Source organism: Heliobacterium chlorum (assembly GCF_014502795.1).
Taxonomy (GTDB): Bacteria; Bacillota; Desulfitobacteriia; order Heliobacteriales; family Heliobacteriaceae; genus Heliobacterium; species Heliobacterium chlorum.
Genome location: NZ_JACVHF010000005.1, coordinates 113,836 through 132,822 on the forward strand (window position 1 = coordinate 113,836; position 18,987 = coordinate 132,822).

Sequence of the window (18,987 nt, forward strand, 5' to 3'; positions counted from 1 at the left end):
TATCGAATCGGAGAGGCTTTACACCCGGTGCGCCATCGGCAATGAGAAAGCGTAAATGTTGATGAGCAGGATTAAGCCCAAGAAGATGAGGTGGGGGAGTAAGGTCGAAAACGTCTTTCCTTGTTCTTTGTAATGGTTATGAGCAATCCGGAAGGCTGTATAACCCGATCCGATAAAGCCGACGAGAAGCAAAAGAATTTGCAGGATATAGATGGTGCCGTTCCCTACGATGGCTAAGGATGTGGGGGTTGAAACGGTGGTGAATACATTCAAGAACGTATACCAAACCGCTTTCCCTTCGCTGAGCAAGTGGAACAGGTTGTGAGCCATGTGTGCAGCTAAGTCGAGCGGGATGATCGCGTACCCAAATAGGGTAAGATTCCGTAGCGTCTTGTCAGACGTGCCAGCGCGAGAAAGGGCGCTGGTCAGCCAAAGTGCGAAGAACGGAATCGCCATAGCTACAATGAAAATAGCCGTAAAGAGGAGGGGGTAATTGGTCGTTCCCAGCAGATTTTGTGTAAATTCTAGGATACGGGGCCAGATGGACAACATGGTCAAGTTCTGAATCAAGACGATACCCATGACGACTACGGCGAGAAAAGCTTCTTCCATCTTAGGTTTACGAATGAACCAGAGTTCCCTCGTCGGAACACGGGGTGTCACGCGAATTGAATCGTTGGGGCAGTTCTTGATGCAGTAGCCGCAGAGATTACATTTGGTGTTGTCTTCCATCGTTCGGGGAAACTCAAACATAGGGCAGCCTGGGGCTTTATCCGAACCGTTGTAACAGGACTTGCTGGTACAATTGCGGCAAATATCCGGGGTTGCCCGGAGCTCTAGAATACCAGCGCGGGAATAGTTTCCTGACAGGCCGCCGATAAAGCAGATGTAGCGGCAAAAAGTTCTCCGCTCCCAAAAGGCACCGGCAAAGATGACGAAGGCAACGATAATCAGTAAGAGATAAGAGGAGCCGCGAGGCGACTCGATAACTCCCCAAATATGATCCGACCAAGTGATGAGAAGGAAAAAGGCGTCGATGATCCACAACCCATACTTCTTCAGGAACTGGGGGACAGGCCGGTTCGCACCGAAATACTTTTGCACGATATCTGAAAGCCACGAGAAGGGGCAGATGGCACACCAAAACCGGCCAAAGAGGAAGAAGAATAAAGGGATCAGGGGCCACCAAAGGACCCAGGTGGCGGCAGTGCCGAAGTTTTTAGAAGCATTGGTGGAGCCGAACAAGGTAACATAGATGATCAGTGCGAAGACAGTGACGGTAATCCAATGAAATACCCGTGGATATAAAGAACTTTGAAAAATGCCTTTGAACCAGCGATTTTTCAAAAGGTTATATGGCTGTCGATTATCATCGTGGTTGAGTTTATTTGTAGAGTTCATCATTACACCTCCTTCAGTTGTCGCTTGTTTCGTAGAATCGTAGAACTCATCAACGTACCGGCAACAAACAAGCTAAACCCGCCCAAGAACCACTTGTTCGGGGGAGAAGTTCTCACGTGTATAGGAAAAACTTCAGCGTCGGTTCCTTTTGAGCCTTGGACGGTAAAGACCAGGGCAGCGTTTCCTTCTTTATTGGGGGTTATGGCAACTGTATACTCCCCGTTTCCAGAAGAAGTAGCATCGATAACGGGAGCAGAGGCCGACGTTGCTCCATGTTCATGGCCGCTGCTTTCTTGGGAGAGGAACTGTACCGATAGTGCCGAAGGAGTCAGGGTCTGACCGTCTGCCGACTGGATGAAAACTTGGATGATAGAAGTCTCGTCCATGGTCCAAGCAGGGGGATTCATCATCGTGACTTTATAGAGTCCTTTACTGTTGGGCATGGATGCATCTCCGTGCATCATTCCGTGAGTGGTATCGTTGTCATGATCTTCAGTCGCTGAGGAAGCGTCATGGGCAGTCCCGCCCATGGGCATATTCATACCCTGGTGATTCATCATGGTATCATGATTCATATCGGACGGCATGGAGTGATCGTCCATCATGCCGTCCATGGAATGGGTGCTACCTGAAGATGGCTCATGACTCATACCGGACGGCATGGAGTGATCGTCCATCATGCCGTCCATAGTATGAGTGCTGTCTGAAGATGGCTCATGACTCATACCGGACGGCATAGAGTGATCGCCTATCATACCATCCATAGAATGATTTCCTGCTGTAGAAGCCGTTGGTGCCGGTGAGGAAGAGGAAGTACTGTGCTCATGACTCATTTCCGCGGCCCATGCCGTACCTATCAAGGAAAAGGATAGTGTAAAAGTCAATAAGAGCGCCTTTGTATTTACACTTAACATGGCTGTCCTCCTGATTATTAATTTTTGCGCGCGCTATAAGCATCGTGATTTTCGTTAAGTAAAAATGTTGCTGCTTCGGTGATTACCTAACTGCTTTTGTATTTTACGAAATAGATTTGAAGAACTTATGAACTCTTTGCTGAGCCTTATGGTCACTGATTTTTCTATAAGTTGAGGGTTCCATTTCTTCATCAATTCTTCACAGGTACTTGATAAGATTAAAGGGAGCATAGGGATGCTCATTTCTGGTAAGAACATTTATTTTTAAGAAATTGTTCTTAATTGTTTGAGGGAGGAAAGACATGTTTAAGAAGCTATTGTTGGCGGTTACTGTCAGCGGTGTATTACTGATTTCCACGGCTTGCAACAGTAATCAAGGGGCGACGAACTCGGCAGCTCCGACGGGAAATGCACCCGCTGCCGCTCAATCTCAAGAACCCTCTTCTGATAAATCACAACAAAAATCTACCAACATGAGTGACATGCCCGGTATGAGTTCCCAAGAGCATGCCAATATGAAACAGTAATATATAAAAGAGCCGACCTTCATAGAAGATCGGCTCTTTTTGGCGTTTTGAACTGCGATTTCGTAAATACTCCACGAGAACGCTTTATTGTCGTTGTAAGGTAAATAACATTTTGATCAGAGATGAATCGTCATAAGCGAATCTAAATCGGTATAAGGAATCACCACCTCGGGAAAACCGTAGGCATAAGGTGTATATTCATAAAGTTGAAAATAGACAACAAGTCCTTCCGGACTGAGATAGAAATTCTGATCCCTAGGAATGCTGGTGAACCCAGAGAGGGGCTCGTGAATCTGCTCAGTGAAATACTGAGACACGGTTCGGTTGATGATCGGTACATAGGAGTCATCCTGAAAGAGGTCTGGTAAGGAATAGACCTTCCCAGTGGTGGTGTTTAGGGTTAGCGACGAAGCATAAGTCATCCCATGGGCACCGCCGGAATAGATGTAATCTCTAAAGAAAAAGCTGATCAACCCGTTTTGGTTGTATTTGACTTCATAATTACAGTCTATAGCCATGGTCATATTCTTTGCGCCGGCATCATGGAGTTCTACCAAGCTCTCTCGCAACGTTCCGATATTATTCTTTTTAAAGGAATCAACGCGCTCTTTGAGGATGCGATTGATGTTGGTTTGTACAGTCGGATCGGCGAGGCCATCCAGTTGGGGGTACTGAATCTTTATGGATATGTCCGAATCACCGGACTGTTCTTTTTGGTTGCTGATGAGAATCGGGCTCTCTGGGATCGAACGAAGGGCTACTGTATGGGTGTTAGGTTGCCATTTCACTTCTGTACCTAAGTTTTCTGCAATAAACCGAAGCGGAACAAAGGCGCGGTCATCGATGATTTCCGGCGTGCTGTTGAGGAACAAATCGTGACCGTTGACAGACACATCAGCTTTGCCGATGTGCAGAAGGATTTCTTTACTTCCTTTTACAAGGGTGATGGATTGACTCGATTCATCCCATTTGACAGAAAAGTTCAGTAGTTCGCTGATATCACGAAGCGGAACGAAAGTTTGATCGTTCATGACGCGGCCGGAAAATGGCATCGTTGTCCCGTCGAGTTGAATCGGGACGGAAGAGCTATCACTGCCATAAGAGGTTCCAATTGCTGATGTCCACAAAGCAGCCGAAATTAAGAGAAGGCTTGATCGTTTATGCATACTTTCAATCCTTTCTTTTATTTGAATTTATGCATATATTCCAAAGGATACTTACATAGCCTTATTGTACCATTTAGAGATGGGTAATTTGTTAAACGCTTGAATAAAACTCAAAATAAAAAGGACATTCACTATGGACAGAGAAAAGCCCTCGAAGCATAATGATCCGAGGGCCTTATCTAGGCGAGCGAGATGAATAGTCATCTATGCCAGCAAAGTTAAGCGATGAACGAACGAATCCACTACAGTATGTACGAAAGGACATTGCACTTGAACCAAAATCATCGATGGCTCGGGTTTTTGTTGGTTCTCCTCGCGAGTACCTTATGGGGAATCAATGGAACGATTGCCAAGCTTCTTTTCCAGCAAGCCGTCAGTCCCATCTTTGTTGTCCAAGTCCGGTTGTTTTTTACGGCCGTCTCGCTATTCCTGGTGCTCAGAATCTTTTGTCCCCAATGGTTGCGGTTGTCGCCTGGACAAATTCCTTCATTAATTACGTTAGGAGTTATGCTGGGAGGAGTCCAATTTACATACCTTTACACGGTGAGTCAGACGAATGTAGCGACGGCCGTTTTTCTCCAGTATACAAGCCCTGCGGTGCTCATCGCTTATCTCGCATGGAGAGGGAAGGAAAAGATCTATCGAGCCCATTGGCTCGGTATGGCTTTCAGCTTGATTGGCGGATACTTGATGGTCGAGCACAGTCTGCAGATCACTGAAAGTGGTCTAATCACAGGCATCGTTTCCGCTTTTTTGGTGGCCGGCTATACCTTGGCAGGACAAGCCGTAGGGCGCCGTGTTCATCCCTGGGCCGGTTTGGCCTATGGTTCTGCGATCGGTTTCATCGTTTGGGCTATGTTGGTGCCGCCGTTCACGCTGGATTGGCCTACGGCGAATGAACAATGGCTTTTTCTCCTCTACGTAGCATTGATGGCCACGCTCATCCCCTTCGGTTTGTATTTTTTGAGCCTCAAATGGCTTCCTGCAGCGACCGTTGGCATTCTCTCTACGGTCGAACCGGTCGTCGCTGCTTTTGTCGCTTGGCTCGTGTTGCAGGAGAATTTAACTGTCGGTCAGTTCATCGGGGCAGCGATGGTGGTTGCCGGGGCAGTGATCGTGCAGCTGCGGACAGACAAACCGGAAAAAGCATAAAAAATGTTTGGTTTCTTTTCTCTGCCTCGTACAACCGAACTCGAACGCCCAGAGCGAGAAGCTGATTGGAAGGTACGAGTTGAGGATAAAAAGTACCTATTGACAGGAAAAAAGGAAGCCGATAGAATCTAAAATATCCCATAAGTTGAAATCTAGGGCTCACTAGAGAAACTAGAGGCCAAGGTACTACCGCCTTTGTGGAGGTAATGCCTTGGCTATTTCTGTTTAAAAACAAGTAAGTCGTGGGTCATATTCTAAGGAGGAAAAGGCTATGAAAACAGGTACCTATATCTGGGTGGGCGTAATTCTATCGCTATCCCTAACGGTCATTTTTGCCCCGAGTTGGAACGATTCATCGTTCAATCTCGGTAAAGGCAAAAACATCCCGACGTCTGATAAGGACAGATTAGAAGTTCCTCCGGCAGAAGCGGCCACCAACGTAAAGTTAGATCCGGCAACCGAACAAGTCCAACCGACACGAACCCAGTCTACACAAAACAAGTCTACACAATCCCAATCTACAGATCTTAAAAACGATAACAAACGTAGGTCCATCGGCAACTCACTGATAGAGGCGAAGAGAACACACGGCAGGGTCTGGAACTCCGATATTTAAGACAGGGCCGGATAGAAGTAGCCCTGTATACTTTGGTCAATGTTCTATTCGAATGTTTACTAAACCGGTAGGTATTGACAAGATAAGAGGAAGTCTGTAGAATCTAGATTATCCCATTCATAAAATTTGAAGGCTCACTAGATAAACTAGAGGCCGGGGTATTACCGTTTTTAATGGCGGTAATACCTCGGCTTTTTGTTTTTCCGAAAGAAAGATTGAGGTGAACGACGTTGTCATTCTTGGACCACAAAGAACCTCCCCGTCGAGAAGAGCGCCTCGGTGCCTGCATCGCCATGAGCGATACAGTTGGCAGCCTGGTGAAAAAGAAAAGCTGCCTCCTCGATGATGGAGAACGTGCTTTCAGCCAAGGGTCTATTTGTCTCATGCTGCCTGCCTTGGCCATTCTCAACTCCATCCCCGACAGCGTAGTGTTGGTGCACGGTGCCAACGGATGCGGTTCCTGTTCCCACTCCCAAAATGCGAATACCCGTTCCGGCAGCATGCATCGAACAGGTAAGGGAAAAGATGCCATTTGGCTCTCCACAGGATTGAACGAGATTGATGTTATCAGCGGAGGTGAAGTGAAATTAGCGCCTGCCATTCGCGAAGCAGACCTCCGGTATAAGCCGAAAACCATCTTCGTAGTATCGACCTGCGTCCCTGGAATCATCGGAGATGATATCGACGGAGTCGTGGCCGAGGTTCAACCGGACGTGGAAGCCCGTATCGTGCCGGTTCACTGCCAAGGTTTCAAAACCAAGATATGGGCAACTGCCTATGATGCCGTATACCATGGTATTGGAAGAAGACTCTTGGATGAGCCCGGAGAGAGCGGTTATGCGACGGGCCTTCAAGGTAAGGAAGCAGTGATCGCCAGAGAACAGCAGACCGAAGGGGAGACCGCGCAAGTTCATCAGCTAGAAACAGAACGCCTGCAACGCACCGTTAATCTGATGAATGTTTCCTCGATGGGGCGAGTAGATGAGTTAGAGTTAGAACGGCTGCTTCGGGACCTTGGTTTAGAGGTAAACTTCTTTCCCGTCTTCGCATCCCCTGACGGGATGTATAAGATGACGAAAGCTGCCCTATCCATCAGTACTTGCCCGACTCATGACGATTACATACTCAAACACCTGAAAGAAAAGTATGATGTTCCCTATCAACTGAAACACATGCCCATCGGCATTGAAAACACGAATCAATGGCTCCGGGATGTCGCTGTATTTTTCGGACTGGAAGCAAGAGCGGAACAAATCATCGAACAAGAGGTGCAGGAACTGGGGTCCGCTTTGGAGGAGTTCAAACCTCTTTTCGCAGGAAAGACCGTCTTTGTCAGCGCCGGTGAGTTTCGTGCCTTAGCGACGGCTCAGTTGCTGATGGAACTTGGTTTTGATGTACGGGGAATTCGCTCATTCCACCATGATGAGTTCGCCGAAGGAGAGTATGAAAAACTAGCTCGCCAAGCAAAAACGGATTTTCTCATCAATATCGCTAACGTACAACCTTTTGAAGAAGCCAACCTGTTGCAAAAGCTCAAGCCCGATTTGTTCCTCGGCCATACAAACGGAAACATGACTGCTTCCAAGCTGGGGATCGCTACCCATGTCATCTACAATACAGGCTTAAGCTATGTAGGCTATAAAGGTGCTTATGAACTGGCCCGACGTCTGTACCGGCAACTGCGGAATCCATCCTTCAACATCAATCTATCGAAACATATACGGCTTCCATACCGTGCGGAGTGGTACCAAGCAGATCCCTTCCGCTATATTCGCACCCGGGGAGGCAGATGTCATGAGTAACCAAGTATTTGTAGAGCGCCCCCGTTATACCTGTGCTTCCGGCGGTGCTGTCGCGACAGTCACAGCCCTGCCCGGCGGTATACCGATCCTTCACGCGGCTCAAGGCTGCGCCGGTAACTTCGCCTGGACACAAAATGGCGCTGCCGGCCTGCAAGTGGGCGGATATTGCGGCAGCTTAACCGTTCCCAGTTCTAACGTGCAGGAGCGGGAGGTCGTTTTCGGCGGTGTAGACCGGCTGCGCCAGCAGATTACACACACCTTGGAGGTCATGGAAGGGGAACTTTTCGTCCTTTTAACCAGTTGTGTCACAGAGATCATCGGTGATGACGTGGCCCCGGTGGTAGCTGAGTTTCGAGAACAGGGAGTACCGATCACCTTTGCCGAAACGGCCGGATTCAAAGGCAACTCCTATGCTGGTTACGATCTGGTGCTGCAATCCCTATTCCGGGATATCCTGGAGCGAGGCTTGCCTTTACAAAAAGGCAGGGTCAACCTCTGGGGCATTCCACCCTACCAAGACGTCTTTTGGCGGGGAAATTTAGTAGAATTGCGTGGGCTGCTAGAAAAGCTCGGTCTGACTGTGAACAGCTTTTTTACGACGGAAGACACCGTGGAAAATATCCGCACCGCATCAGCGGCCGAATTGAACATCGTTGTCTCTGAAGTTTATGGATTGGAAGCTGCGAAGGTCTTCCAAGAAATCCACGGCGTACCTTATGTCACGACGGCCCTGCCGATTGGGCCTGCGGCGACAGAACAGTTCTTGCGAAAAGTGGCTCAGGCTCTTTCACTGGAACCCACTGTACTCGAATCGGTGATCGCCTCAGAACAGCGCTACTATTATCGAACCCTTGAACCGCTCACCGACTGCTACAACGATATGGATTTGCAGCGGTATACCGTCGTCGTTGGTGACGGCAATTATGCACCGGCGCTTACCCGCTTCCTCGCCGATGATCTAGGCTGGTTGCCGGAACTGGTGGTGATCACCGATTCCCACGACGATGATCGGAAAAGGGCACTCACATTGACGGTGAAAACGTTAACGTCTGGATTGAAACCTCATCTCGTCTTCGAAAGCGATGGCAGTCAAATCATTTCTCATTTCCACCAGATCTGGCCTTCCCGTCAAAATCAAAAATACAAGCACGCCTTCAACCCTGCCTTTGTCGTCGGCAGTTCCCTGGAAAGAGAACTGGCAGCATCGCTCGGAGCGGCTCACCTGAGTATCAGCTTCCCCGTGTCTAACCGGGCTATTCTCGACCGGGGATATGCGGGCTACCGGGGTGGTTTACGTTTGATCGAAGATTTACTTGGCGTGGTCATCGCCGGAAGATAATTACTTTTTTGCTGACCGAATATCCGGAGGCGAGGTTGTTACAAGTGATACAACCTTGCCTCACTTTTTTGGGAATCCCTTCTCATAATCGCCCGTGAGCCGATAAGTTACGAACGTTACTATGGAGAAAAGGAGTTCGTAGATATGGCCAATGACGTTTCAATGAACGATAAGGATGTGGTTCTCTCCACGATCCAGGGCGGGTCTCCAGGACGCCGTCCTGTCGCTTTGCTATCGGGAGGTGCTTGGACCTTCCGGCAACGAGGCTTATCCCTCCAAGAGGCGCTGCGTGATCCAGAAAGAGCGGCGCAAATCATCGTAGAGACGAATGAAATCGTTCGCTCCGATATTGTATGGCCAGGATCGGGCTATCACAACCTTGCCATACAGGCCATCGGGGGAAAGATTAAATATCGTGTGAAAGGGACGCCTGATGTAACGGAACCACTGATCGGTGAAAAGATCGAAAAAATCGATCTATCACGGATCAGTGACGATGAGAATATTGCTTCGCTCTGGAAAATGACGGGCATAGTTCATAAGCTCATCGGTCACAAGACACTAGTGGGGTCTAGTACTTGGGGACCCTTTACATTGGCCGGCCTCATCTTCGGGGTTGAGCGGCTCATGTACAGCTTGTATAAAGACAAAGCGGCCGCTCATGCCATATTGAAGCTTTCCACAGAATTGGCTGTGAAGTATTTAGAGGGTTATATTCAAGCCGGAGCTAAGATTCTGTCGGTAGCGGAACCGACGGCGTCGGGCGATATGATTTCAAGGAAGCATTTCCAAGAATTCGCTCTGCCTTACATCACCCAATTGATGGCGTGGATTCGCGATCAGGGGGTCCTTACATTCTTGCATATATGCGGCAATATTTCTGATCGCTTGTCGCTGATTCCGGAAAGCAGCACGGAAGTCTTGTCCGTTGACTTTAAAGTGGATTTGAAGAATGTCCGCGAGACGGTGGGGAGTAAGATTGCGTTCGCCGGCAATGTTAACCCAGTTGCTATATTAAAAGATAGCAGCCCCGATAGGGTTTTTGTTGAAGCGCGACGCTGCTTGTGTGAAGCGGGCGAGGAGTACCCCTTTATTCTTATGCCAGGATGCGACATTCCTCCGGATACACCGCTAACCAACATTGAGACCTTTATCAACGCCGTAAAAAAATCGGCATATGTATTTCAGGAACGATCAAAGGGGAGAAGCGGTTAAAGGGTTAATCAGGTTGATGTATCGAGGGGGAAGTTCGCTGGGAAGTGGGAATTCGATGATGATGGAAGCGATAGATGTAACTAAAAGATTTGGTAAGGATACGGTTCTTGCATCCGTATCCTTTAGACTTGACAAGGGACAGTCCATGGCGGTCTTAGGACCTTCCGGTAGCGGCAAAACGACACTTTTATCGTTACTTGGGCTGCTTTTGACACCTAGTTCCGGTGAGATTTTATTCCAAGGTCAAAGGATTCAAGGGTTATCGGATAGGGAATTATCGAATCTGCGCAATCATCAGTTGGGCTACGTTTTCCCAAGTTCCCAGTTGATCGGGTCGCTGACAGTATGGGATAACATCCTGTTACCGGCCCGTCTTGCCGGAAAGACAAGGGAAAAGCAAAAGCGGTCGAGAGAGCTTATTGAACAGCTCGGATTGGCAACCCGCATGGACCATCTCCCTCATCAACTCAGTTTTGGTCAAAAACGCCGTGCAGCTTTAGCTCGGGCACTCGTCATGGAACCTCAACTTATTTTGGCAGACGAACCGACCAATGATTTAGACGACAACATGGCAAAAGAGGTTTCTCGGGTTTTGCAGGGTGCAAAAGCTAGAGGTATCTCTTTGATCATAGCTACCCATGACTATCCACTCGCTGAGAGCATGGAACGACGATTTCGGATTGACCGGGGAAGACTGAGCGATGTGACAGTTACGGACCGGGAGCTTGGCGAACGGAAGGGTGGGTAATATGCTGTATCTCGTTTGGCAAAGCCTTAACCGCCGGCCTTTTCAATGTGTCGCCGCTTTATTGGGAATCGCCGTCGGAGTAGCGATTCTTATGACGGTATTTCTGTTGTACCAGGGCGTAGAAGAAGGAACACGTGTGGGCAAAAGCCGGATGGGTGCCGATTTGTTGGTTTTACCGGCGAATGTCGACGTCGAGCCAGGGCAAGCCCTATTTGCAGGAGCTCCGTTGAATGTATATATGCCCAAGCATCTCGCCGATGAGGTCAAAAAAATCCCTGGTGTGCGAACCGTAGAAGGGAGATTTTTTACTCAGACCTTGAATCAGCAATGCTGTTCCTTCGAAGAAGTGACACGCCTAGTTGGAATTGAACCGAAAATTGGTGGTGTCATCGGTGCGTTAGTACCAGAACTGCAAGCAAAAGAATTGGCTCCCGACGAGATCCTCGTCGGAGGGAGTGTCGTGGGAGGAAATAAGAACAGCCGGATTTTTGTACTCGGTCAAATGTTTAAAATCGCCGGTGTATTGGAGACGACCGGTACCGGATTGGACAAATCGATACTGATGTCGATAGACATAGCCAAGGAGCTGGCACGAAACAGCAAAGCGCTTCGGTCTTACTGGGAACAGCAGGGTTCTCCGGAAAACTTATTATCGGAACTCCTTGTAGAAGTGGAGAATCCTCGACAGATCGAAGCGGTAACCGAAGCAATTCAGGTTCTCGGACCCCTGCGTGTCGTCCAGACAAGCGAAGTGTTTCTGAACGTCAAAAAACAGATGCAATTGATCTTTATTCTTTTAACAGGTTCGGGATTGTTAGCGGTGTTGTCCAGCACCGTTCATCTTTTCGCCCGATCAGCCAGTGTAACTTGGGAGCGTAAGGGAGAATGGGGCCTTTACCGGGCCTTGGGCGCTTCTCGTCTATATCTGATCGGGCTAGTTCTGCTCGAATCGTTGCTCTTGTCGCTGGGCGGTGCCATCTTAGGGGTTGGACTAGGGGGATACATCTACGAACTGACGTTATCGTTGATTCAATCTTACCAGGGTATCCCCTTTTTACCTCCATCGATTTCGTCGATTCTTTTCGGAGTTGTCAGTACTGTGGCATTCTTTACAGGCGTTGGACTGCTGGCATCATCTTTGGCTGCGAACGCAGCCGGAAAAATTCAGCCGTCGCTGGCGATGGCTAAAAGTGATATTCAGTAAATTGATAATGCGCTGAACATCTGACTTCTTTATATTGACAAGGGAAAAGTAAGAATGTACTATATGGATTATCCAAGATTGAAGATAAAGGCCCACTAGACAGACTAGAGGCCGAGGTGTACCGCCCTTGAGGCAGGTACCCTCGGCCTTTTTATTTTGTCCGGCCTTGAATCAAAAAACAATGATGAGGAAGGGGTTTCACAAAAATGGCCAACAAGAAGATTAAACAAATTGCGATTTACGGAAAAGGTGGAATCGGCAAATCAACGACGACATCCAATATCAGTGCCGCACTGGTTGAAGCCGGTTATAAAGTGATGCAAGTCGGTTGCGATCCGAAAAGTGATTCAACCAATACGCTTCGTGGCGGTAAATATATCCCAACCATTCTCGATACACTGCGGGAAAAGAACAACGTAAAGCTCAACGAAGTCGTGTTTGAGGGGTTCGGCGGTATCTATTGCGTTGAAGCGGGCGGACCGGCTCCCGGTGTCGGCTGTGCAGGCCGGGGGATTATTACAGCGGTACAATTGCTGAAACAACATCGTGCCTTTGAAGAACTAGACCTTGACTATGTAATCTACGACGTTCTAGGTGATGTGGTTTGCGGAGGCTTTGCCGTACCGGTTCGGGAAGGGATTGCCGAGCATGTCTTTACCGTCTCATCGGCAGATTTTATGGCTGTATACGCTGCCAACAACCTGTTTAAGGGGATTCAAAAGTACTCAAAATCCGGCGGCGCTCTGCTAGGCGGCGTCATTGCCAACTCCATCAACGCGCCCTACGCAAAGGCCATCATTGATGATTTTGTCCATCAAACGAAGACCCAAGTGATCGAGTATGTACCCCGGTCGGTTACGGTGACCCAAGCGGAACTACAAGGAAAGACCACCATTGAGGCGGCACCTCATTCAGAACAAGCTGCTGTATACCGTCGACTGGCCGAAAAAATTGCCAATCATACCGAATCCAAAACACCGTCCCCATTAGATGTGAAGGAATTGCGTGAATGGGCCGCTAAGTGGGCCGATCATCTGCTGGCTTTGGAAACAGGCGAAGTTCGCAGCCCGGCAGCCGCGATTTAAAAGGCCGTACTCAAGAGATTGATAAACGAGGTGAGGGAATGTCACTACGATCCTATACATGGCTGAGCGTCATCGTCTTCCTTATGGGACTGGTAGTGTTGTCGCAGGGGTGGAATCGTTCCCCCTTCTTTACCGACGGAGGAGGGCACGCAGCGACAATGTCGACCTCTACCTTGGAAGCACCCGGCGGAGTCGGACACGCCATGAAGGGGGAGTCGGGCGATAACAGGATGAGAGACCACTGAATAAGAGATAAGGGGGTAGGTTACATAGATGGAAAGCCGCTGGAGAATCCTCGCATATACGTCTATCCTGTTGAGTGCAGCCCTGTTGGTCACACCCAAAGTACTGCCGATTTGTAGAGATTTAATGATCACCCAGTCTAGCAGTGTGGTCCCGATGCGCTGTCATTATGCCTACCAAGCGGAGTTTCTTGTCTCCCTACTCGCATTGCTCATATCGGGCTCGCTCTTAGTGGTGAAAGGGTTGGAAGGACGCCGGATTACCAGCTTATTTTTAGTTTTTTCAGGATTTTTGGTGTTTTTCATCCCGCAAAAGTGGCTCATCGGCATTTGCGGTAATACGGCTATGGACTGTCATCATACCATCCACTGGATGTACGGTTGGGCAGGGTTGCTTATCCTTAATGGGTTCACGTTAACATGGCTCGCTGGGAAAAATGATGCTTATGCGGGCGATTCCATGGTCGAGGCCTCTTCCTAAGTTACTCACTCAATAGAAAAACCATGGCCTACATAGAGCCATGGTTTTTCTGCTCATAAAGCTGTTCCTCAACGAAGTTAGTAACTCCGTACATAGACAGGTTGAGAATCAAATAATTCCTTCAACATATGTTGATTCATCTTTTGCCCGATAAAGCAAATCCGGCTTACCCGTTCCGGGCGAGCTTCCCGAAAAGAAAAATTACCTTGTACGTAATCAAATTGAATCCACTGATTCAGGGAAGTTTGCAGCAAGCCTTTTCCTCTTATGATTTTTCCAAATACCTCTTCATTGCGGAGTGCCCCGAGGTAAATGTTAAGTTGACTTTGAACATAGATTTTGTCGGTCTCCACTCCCCAGAATTCAAATAGCTTGGGATTCAATTTCTTTTGATTGTTGTTTTGAATCGATGATATCCATGAAAAAAGGCCCCTGTTGAGTTCAGCAATCTCAAGAACATCGTCTCCCCGAAAACGATCCCAGTCAATAGAGATCAAGCTAGCTTGAGGATTCAATTCATAAACAGAGCCGGTCACCGTATCGATCCTATCAGGGTCTGTATCTTGGGTCTTGCTGAGGATAATCGTCTGTGCATTGATAATTTGATCTTGATAGAAGTCCCCAAAGTCTTCCAAGTAAGTAGGGTGGTTTAATACATCTACGACTGTAGCGACCATGTTTAGTACAAGAGCGTTATTCCGGGCCATCGCTTTTTGACAGGCTTTGAGTACATCGGATAGTTTGGCTAAACCTGTTGGCTCAATAATGATTCGATCCGGGCTATAGGTCTTTACTACCTCGAGAACAGCTTCAATAAAATTACCCATAAGACTGCAGCAAATACAGCCAGAGTTGATTTCCCATACCTCCACACTTTTCTCGCGAAACAAGGGACCGTCGATCCCGACCTCACCGTACTCGTTCTCAATGAGAACCACCTTTTCACCGTTAAAACTTTCCCTAAGGAGCTTGGCTATCAATGTTGTTTTACCCGCTCCTAAAAATCCGGAAATAATGTCGACTTTCACCTGTGCATTCATCAAACCGACCCTGCCTTTACGTAAGATTAGATCTTTTTCATCTAGGGGTAAAGTCCGATTCATCGATATGGCCGCCGGGTAAAACGTTGATAAACTCTTCGTCATCCCAAGGACCGCGGATTAATTTCTCAAGGTAACGCGGACTGCCTTGGAAAGTTTGATGACTTACTTTGAGAAGTTCCGCTGTGTTACGTGATTTGCTCAAGCCCGCCTCTTCGCGGGGGTGACCGGTGTGAATGAATTGTATGCACCGGTAGCTGTTAAACATGAGATCGAGTATACGTTGTGCTTTTTTCTCACCGAACTTTCTGCAGTTCATATCATGTTCACCGAGAATTGACTTCTCCATCTCTACCCAACCGCAGGTGAGATAGAAGGTCCCCCGTTTTTTTTGTAATTCTTCAAAAACTTCTTGAGAACCCAAGAAAAGGGGAATGCAATCATGCACTCTAGGAATGGTGAGGATCGCTCCGGCAGGAGCCTGTAACCCCTTGAGGGCACCCCCGCATAATCCAAAGGCGAGCACTATGCGTGAGTAACCGGATGTAGCGTTGAGCAATGATTGCAACTCCCGGTGCAGTTTCTGCGGGAACTTGTGAAGGCCCAAGTCGACGAAGGAGAGGTCGAGGGAATCTTCTGCCTTCACAATCGCTAAGATCTCTTCCCGCATGATGTCGCAGACGATAATTTTGGTTTTCATGGGATGTTCACCTCACAATACCGCAAGATATCAAGCTTTTGCGGAGCTAAAGAAAAAAGGAGACTAGGCGAAAATTGCCTAGCCTCCAGCGTTCCTGGTCAGCTATCGTAATTTTGAGTTCAAAACACTTTTTCTGTAAAGCAGGATCTTTCAACCCATGATATGTTAGGGTAAAAATATTGTCAAGATATTTTGTTATTACGGCTAAAGTAATACAGGGCTGGAATATATTTATTGCAAACCTATTGACACTCATACCGGCACATGATTAAAATCATAAATGTAAATCAGATAACTCGGGTTTAATGCGAGGTCGACCGGAGAGACCGGAGGCTGAGAGATTACCCATCTACTCGTTAGATGGGATCCCTCAGCTTTTTTGTTTGGTTTATTGATGAATAAGGAGTCGTGATAGGGATGAAATCGGAGGAAATGACTTCATTGGAGCGCATTGCGACAGCGCTTCAGTACCAGAAGCCTGATCGCGTACCTGTAGCCCCTCTTGTCTGCGGAGCTTCACACCGGGTACTCGGCACTACCTATGACAAGTGGTCTATGGATGCAGACCTTGCTACTCGAAGCTTGTTGGCAGCCCATGAGATCATCGGGTTTGATTCTTTTTTGACATTGGTCGATCTCTCTGTAGAAGCTTATGATTTCGGTCAGGATGTCATTTTTCCGAAGACGAGCACTGCTTACAGCAATACCAACAATCCTCTGATCAAAACCGTCGAAGACTACTATAAGCTCAAACCGGTGAATCCTCGGGAAACGAAGCGTATGAGCATGATCATTGATATGTGTGCCGGTCTTTCGAAAGCACGAGGGAAAGATACGGCGGTCATCGGCTTCGTCTACGGTCCATTAGGCGTATTGTCGCAGTTGCGCGGCCATGAGCGCATGTTTATGGACTGCATTCGCCATCCCGAAGCCGTGTTACAGGCCGTCGAAGTGTTGACGGAAGTGTTGATTGATTACGCTAAGGCACAGATTGAGGCAGGTGCTCATGCCGTTTGCATCGATACGCTCTATGCATCGGGCAGCATTATGAGCAAAAAGATGTGGGAAAAGTTTGAAGGGCCTTTTGCAAAGCGAATTGCCGATGTCATTCGAGACGCCGGAGCGGTGCTGCTCTTACATAACTGTGGTAATAAAATCTACTTCGATATGCAGGAAAAATGGCTCCATCCGGTCGCCATCTCCCACGCCTATCCCGCTGACGATTGTGTAGACTGGGATGAACATGCGAGAAAGTGGGGAAAGAAAATCGTCACCATTGGCTACTCGGTCCCTTCCGATACGGCCATCATGATGAGCCCCGAAGAGATCATGGAAGATTGCCGCAAGCAAATCGAAACTTTTAAAGCTTGCAACGGTGGCTTTATCTTGGCCACGGGTTGTGAATTTCCACCGAACGGGAACCTGCTCAGTGCAATTGCGATGGTGAAAGCCGCAAAAAAATACGGGAAGTACCGTTAGCTGTCAAAATTATTTTGTCTGCATTTCTGGGCTTTTATTGAATCATCGGGTAACCGAGACAAATAGAACGAGGAGGAAACATTCAAATGAGTGAACTGAAAGCAAAGCTGTTTCAAGATCTTTCGGATGCTGTCGTTGACATGGACGAAGAAAAAACTGTGGAGACGAGTCACCGGGTGATCGATGAAGGGATCGACGCCTACGAGGCGATTGAAAAAGGCCTAGCCCATGGAATGGATCGGGTTGGTGAGTTGTTCGACCAAGAGGAGTATTTTATTCCCGAAGTTCTCATTTGCTCTGATGCCATGTATGCCGGCGTGGAAGTGTTGAAGCCGCACCTAAAAGGCGACGAGCAGGGAGAAAAGAAAAAAGTGGTGATCGGCGTCATTGAGGGGGATACCCACGACATCGGAAAAAACCTGGTCAAAATCATGTTGGAGACATCCGGTTTCGATGTGTTTGATCTCGGTCGGGATATTCCGCCTCAGCAATTTGTCGACAAAGCCAAAGAGGTGGGCGCTCACATCATCGGCCTGTCTACGCTGATGACTACGACCATGGACGGGATGAGGGAAGTGGTTCGCATACTCGAAGAGACCAACCTGCGGGAACAATTCAAAGTGATCGTCGGCGGCGGTCCCATCTCTCAAAGCTTTGCCGATAAGATTGGTGCTGACGGTTATGCGGCGAACGCGGCTGACGCCGTCAGACTCGCCCGGAAATTGGTCAGTTAATATGGTTCTCGGACAATCAGAATACTTTAAACGTGATTTAATGACGCCGAGTGAGCGATTGAGTGCCTACCACCGGGGAGAGCCTGTTGATCGATTGCCTTGTGTGCCCATCGTAGGTAATACAGCGGCAAGGGTCGTCGGAACAAAAGTTTCTCAGTTTCGTGGGAACGGAAAACTGTTGGCCCACGCTCATATCGAAGCGTACCGGCTTTTCCAGTACGACATCATTCGGATTTTTACCGATCTCTACACGCAGGCGGAAGCCATGGGGGCGACGGTGCACTACCCCGAGGATGAAACGGCATACTTAGAGAAGCCGGCCCTAGCCTCTCACGGCGAACTCGATCAGCTTCAGCCTGCCGATCCCTATAGAGATGGCAACCTTCCGCACCACCTGGAAGCGATGAAGATCGCTGTCGACAAGGTCGGGAAAGAAGTCACGGTGACCGGTGCTCTTACTTGCCCCTTCACGAACGCTTCCTTTCTCGTCGGTGCGGAACAACTGGTGCGACTCATGCTTCGCAACCCGGAGGCAGTCCACCGGCTTTGTGAAATTTCTCTAGAAACAAACCTTCGATATGCGAAAGCGATCATCGACGCAGGCTGTACTCCGAGCCTTACCGATGCCATGTCATCTTGTACGGTGATCAGCCCCCGGCAGTTTCAAGAGTTTTCCTATCCTTATTTAAAACGCCTCATCGACTATATCCATTCCCGTGGGAAATCGGTCACTTTGCACATTTGCGGCAAGACCAATCGGATATGGGATCGGATGGTCGAAGCGGGTGCTGACTGCATCAGCATTGACAACGATGCCGATTTGCTCGAGGCAAAGGAGAAAGTAGGTTGCCAGGTTCGTCTCATGGGAAACGTTAAACCTTCCGAAGTGATGCTGCAAGGGACAGGGGATGATGTGAGAGCGGCTGTTCTCGACTGCCTCTCCAAAGCCTACGACAATCCCAAGGGGTATATCGTCGCCTCCGGATGCAGTTTGCCGACCGAGACCCCCTTTCGTAATATTCATGCCATGCTGGATACGGTCCGAAAAGTGGGGTATCCCGTAGATCCGGAGAAGCTTGAGCGACTGTCAGCGGGCTAAAGAAATCATTGACAGTGCCATTTAAAAAGGAAACGAGGAGATC

General features: G+C 48.5%; 19 protein-coding genes. 14 read left to right on the forward strand and 5 right to left on the reverse strand.

From position 1 onward, the window contains the following. Window positions 1–18 precede the first annotated feature (18 nt). Both H1S01_RS07535 and H1S01_RS07540 read right to left on the reverse strand, forming a co-directional pair. Window positions 19–1,401: a 4Fe-4S binding protein gene (locus H1S01_RS07535; protein ID WP_188039474.1), complete on the reverse strand. Its 1,383-nt coding sequence runs from the start codon at window positions 1,399–1,401 to the stop codon at window positions 19–21. Between the two features lie 2 nt (window positions 1,402–1,403). Further along, window positions 1,404–2,315 carry a hypothetical protein gene (locus H1S01_RS07540; RefSeq protein WP_188039475.1) on the reverse strand — a complete coding sequence of 304 codons (912 nt, stop codon included), beginning with the start codon at window positions 2,313–2,315 and terminating at the stop codon, window positions 1,404–1,406. Window positions 2,316–2,617: 302 nt separating this feature from the next. Here H1S01_RS07540 and H1S01_RS07545 point away from each other — a divergent pair, with 302 nt between their 5' ends. After that, complete coding sequence (locus H1S01_RS07545; protein WP_188039476.1) at window positions 2,618–2,842, forward strand: hypothetical protein; 225 nt, start codon at window positions 2,618–2,620, stop codon at window positions 2,840–2,842. A 116-nt stretch (window positions 2,843–2,958) separates the two neighbouring features. Here the strand turns inward: H1S01_RS07545 and H1S01_RS07550 are convergent, their stop codons facing one another. Then, window positions 2,959–4,008, reverse strand: a complete 1,050-nt coding sequence (locus H1S01_RS07550; protein WP_188039477.1) for a stalk domain-containing protein — start codon at window positions 4,006–4,008, stop codon at window positions 2,959–2,961. A 225-nt stretch (window positions 4,009–4,233) separates the two neighbouring features. Here H1S01_RS07550 and H1S01_RS07555 point away from each other — a divergent pair, with 225 nt between their 5' ends. The 10 genes from H1S01_RS07555 to H1S01_RS07600 all read left to right on the forward strand — a co-directional run bounded on the left by H1S01_RS07555 (window position 4,234) and on the right by H1S01_RS07600 (window position 13,892). Next, the gene (locus H1S01_RS07555; RefSeq protein WP_188039478.1) at window positions 4,234–5,160 is read left to right on the forward strand and encodes an EamA family transporter; all 927 of its coding nucleotides are present in this window, start codon (window positions 4,234–4,236) and stop codon (window positions 5,158–5,160) included. A 271-nt stretch (window positions 5,161–5,431) separates the two neighbouring features. Beyond that, window positions 5,432–5,776 (forward strand): hypothetical protein, encoded by a 345-nt coding sequence (locus tag H1S01_RS07560; RefSeq protein ID WP_188039479.1) that lies wholly within the window; start codon window positions 5,432–5,434, stop codon window positions 5,774–5,776. Between the two features lie 230 nt (window positions 5,777–6,006). Then, the gene (locus H1S01_RS07565; protein WP_188039480.1) at window positions 6,007–7,578 is read left to right on the forward strand and encodes a nitrogenase component 1; all 1,572 of its coding nucleotides are present in this window, start codon (window positions 6,007–6,009) and stop codon (window positions 7,576–7,578) included. Then, the gene (locus H1S01_RS07570; protein ID WP_188039481.1) at window positions 7,571–8,917 is read left to right on the forward strand and encodes a nitrogenase component 1; all 1,347 of its coding nucleotides are present in this window, start codon (window positions 7,571–7,573) and stop codon (window positions 8,915–8,917) included. The genes H1S01_RS07565 and H1S01_RS07570 overlap by 8 nt, the downstream gene beginning before the upstream one ends. Window positions 8,918–9,061: 144 nt before the next feature. Continuing rightward, on the forward strand, window positions 9,062–10,132 hold the full coding sequence (locus H1S01_RS07575; RefSeq protein ID WP_188039482.1) for a uroporphyrinogen decarboxylase family protein: 1,071 nt from the start codon (window positions 9,062–9,064) through the stop codon (window positions 10,130–10,132). Window positions 10,133–10,148: 16 nt separating this feature from the next. Beyond that, complete coding sequence (locus H1S01_RS07580; RefSeq protein ID WP_243237144.1) at window positions 10,149–10,880, forward strand: ABC transporter ATP-binding protein; 732 nt, start codon at window positions 10,149–10,151, stop codon at window positions 10,878–10,880. Between the two features lies 1 nt (window position 10,881). Beyond that, the gene (locus H1S01_RS07585) at window positions 10,882–12,084 is read left to right on the forward strand and encodes an ABC transporter permease (RefSeq protein WP_188039484.1); all 1,203 of its coding nucleotides are present in this window, start codon (window positions 10,882–10,884) and stop codon (window positions 12,082–12,084) included. Between the two features lie 206 nt (window positions 12,085–12,290). Then, a complete protein-coding gene (gene nifH / locus H1S01_RS07590) occupies window positions 12,291–13,169 on the forward strand; it encodes a nitrogenase iron protein (protein ID WP_188039485.1) in 879 nt (292 codons plus the stop codon). Between the two features lie 38 nt (window positions 13,170–13,207). Further along, window positions 13,208–13,414 (forward strand): hypothetical protein, encoded by a 207-nt coding sequence (locus H1S01_RS07595; protein WP_188039486.1) that lies wholly within the window; start codon window positions 13,208–13,210, stop codon window positions 13,412–13,414. 28 nt (window positions 13,415–13,442) lie between these two features. Then, window positions 13,443–13,892 carry a DUF4418 family protein gene (locus H1S01_RS07600; RefSeq protein ID WP_188039487.1) on the forward strand — a complete coding sequence of 150 codons (450 nt, stop codon included), beginning with the start codon at window positions 13,443–13,445 and terminating at the stop codon, window positions 13,890–13,892. A gap of 77 nt (window positions 13,893–13,969) precedes the next feature. Here the strand turns inward: H1S01_RS07600 and H1S01_RS07605 are convergent, their stop codons facing one another. Together H1S01_RS07605 and H1S01_RS07610 are read right to left on the reverse strand one after the other, a co-directional pair. Then, a complete protein-coding gene (locus H1S01_RS07605; protein ID WP_188039488.1) occupies window positions 13,970–14,995 on the reverse strand; it encodes a CobW family GTP-binding protein in 1,026 nt (341 codons plus the stop codon). After that, a complete protein-coding gene (locus H1S01_RS07610) occupies window positions 14,970–15,632 on the reverse strand; it encodes a DUF1638 domain-containing protein (protein WP_188039489.1) in 663 nt (220 codons plus the stop codon). The genes H1S01_RS07605 and H1S01_RS07610 overlap by 26 nt, the downstream gene beginning before the upstream one ends. Before the next feature lie 417 nt (window positions 15,633–16,049). Between H1S01_RS07610 and H1S01_RS07615 the strand changes: the two genes are divergently transcribed. The 3 genes from H1S01_RS07615 (at window position 16,050) to H1S01_RS07625 (ending at window position 18,944) form a co-directional block, all read left to right on the forward strand. Further along, window positions 16,050–17,111 carry a uroporphyrinogen decarboxylase family protein gene (locus tag H1S01_RS07615; RefSeq protein ID WP_207732239.1) on the forward strand — a complete coding sequence of 354 codons (1,062 nt, stop codon included), beginning with the start codon at window positions 16,050–16,052 and terminating at the stop codon, window positions 17,109–17,111. Window positions 17,112–17,197: 86 nt separating this feature from the next. After that, window positions 17,198–17,845 (forward strand): corrinoid protein, encoded by a 648-nt coding sequence (locus tag H1S01_RS07620; protein ID WP_188039490.1) that lies wholly within the window; start codon window positions 17,198–17,200, stop codon window positions 17,843–17,845. Beyond that, window positions 17,793–18,944 carry a uroporphyrinogen decarboxylase family protein gene (locus H1S01_RS07625; RefSeq protein ID WP_480035583.1) on the forward strand — a complete coding sequence of 384 codons (1,152 nt, stop codon included), beginning with the start codon at window positions 17,793–17,795 and terminating at the stop codon, window positions 18,942–18,944. Before H1S01_RS07620 ends, H1S01_RS07625 begins: the two co-directional genes overlap by 53 nt. The last annotated feature ends 43 nt before the right edge of the window (window positions 18,945–18,987 follow it).

Coding starts and splice junctions, on each gene's coding strand:
- H1S01_RS07535 (WP_188039474.1), bottom strand. CDS start 1,401: ATGAACTCTACAAATAAACTCAACCACGATGATAATCGACAGCCATAT.
- H1S01_RS07540 (WP_188039475.1), bottom strand. CDS start 2,315: ATGTTAAGTGTAAATACAAAGGCGCTCTTATTGACTTTTACACTATCC.
- H1S01_RS07545 (WP_188039476.1), top strand. CDS start 2,618: ATGTTTAAGAAGCTATTGTTGGCGGTTACTGTCAGCGGTGTATTACTG.
- H1S01_RS07550 (WP_188039477.1), bottom strand. CDS start 4,008: ATGCATAAACGATCAAGCCTTCTCTTAATTTCGGCTGCTTTGTGGACA.
- H1S01_RS07555 (WP_188039478.1), top strand. CDS start 4,234: ATGAACGAACGAATCCACTACAGTATGTACGAAAGGACATTGCACTTG.
- H1S01_RS07560 (WP_188039479.1), top strand. CDS start 5,432: ATGAAAACAGGTACCTATATCTGGGTGGGCGTAATTCTATCGCTATCC.
- H1S01_RS07570 (WP_188039481.1), top strand. CDS start 7,571: ATGAGTAACCAAGTATTTGTAGAGCGCCCCCGTTATACCTGTGCTTCC.
- H1S01_RS07575 (WP_188039482.1), top strand. CDS start 9,062: ATGGCCAATGACGTTTCAATGAACGATAAGGATGTGGTTCTCTCCACG.
- H1S01_RS07580 (WP_243237144.1), top strand. CDS start 10,149: ATGTATCGAGGGGGAAGTTCGCTGGGAAGTGGGAATTCGATGATGATG.
- H1S01_RS07585 (WP_188039484.1), top strand. CDS start 10,882: ATGCTGTATCTCGTTTGGCAAAGCCTTAACCGCCGGCCTTTTCAATGT.
- nifH (WP_188039485.1), top strand. CDS start 12,291: ATGGCCAACAAGAAGATTAAACAAATTGCGATTTACGGAAAAGGTGGA.
- H1S01_RS07595 (WP_188039486.1), top strand. CDS start 13,208: ATGTCACTACGATCCTATACATGGCTGAGCGTCATCGTCTTCCTTATG.
- H1S01_RS07600 (WP_188039487.1), top strand. CDS start 13,443: ATGGAAAGCCGCTGGAGAATCCTCGCATATACGTCTATCCTGTTGAGT.
- H1S01_RS07605 (WP_188039488.1), bottom strand. CDS start 14,995: ATGAATCGGACTTTACCCCTAGATGAAAAAGATCTAATCTTACGTAAA.
- H1S01_RS07610 (WP_188039489.1), bottom strand. CDS start 15,632: ATGAAAACCAAAATTATCGTCTGCGACATCATGCGGGAAGAGATCTTA.
- H1S01_RS07615 (WP_207732239.1), top strand. CDS start 16,050: ATGAAATCGGAGGAAATGACTTCATTGGAGCGCATTGCGACAGCGCTT.
- H1S01_RS07620 (WP_188039490.1), top strand. CDS start 17,198: ATGAGTGAACTGAAAGCAAAGCTGTTTCAAGATCTTTCGGATGCTGTC.
- H1S01_RS07625 (WP_480035583.1), top strand. CDS start 17,793: ATGCGGCGAACGCGGCTGACGCCGTCAGACTCGCCCGGAAATTGGTCA.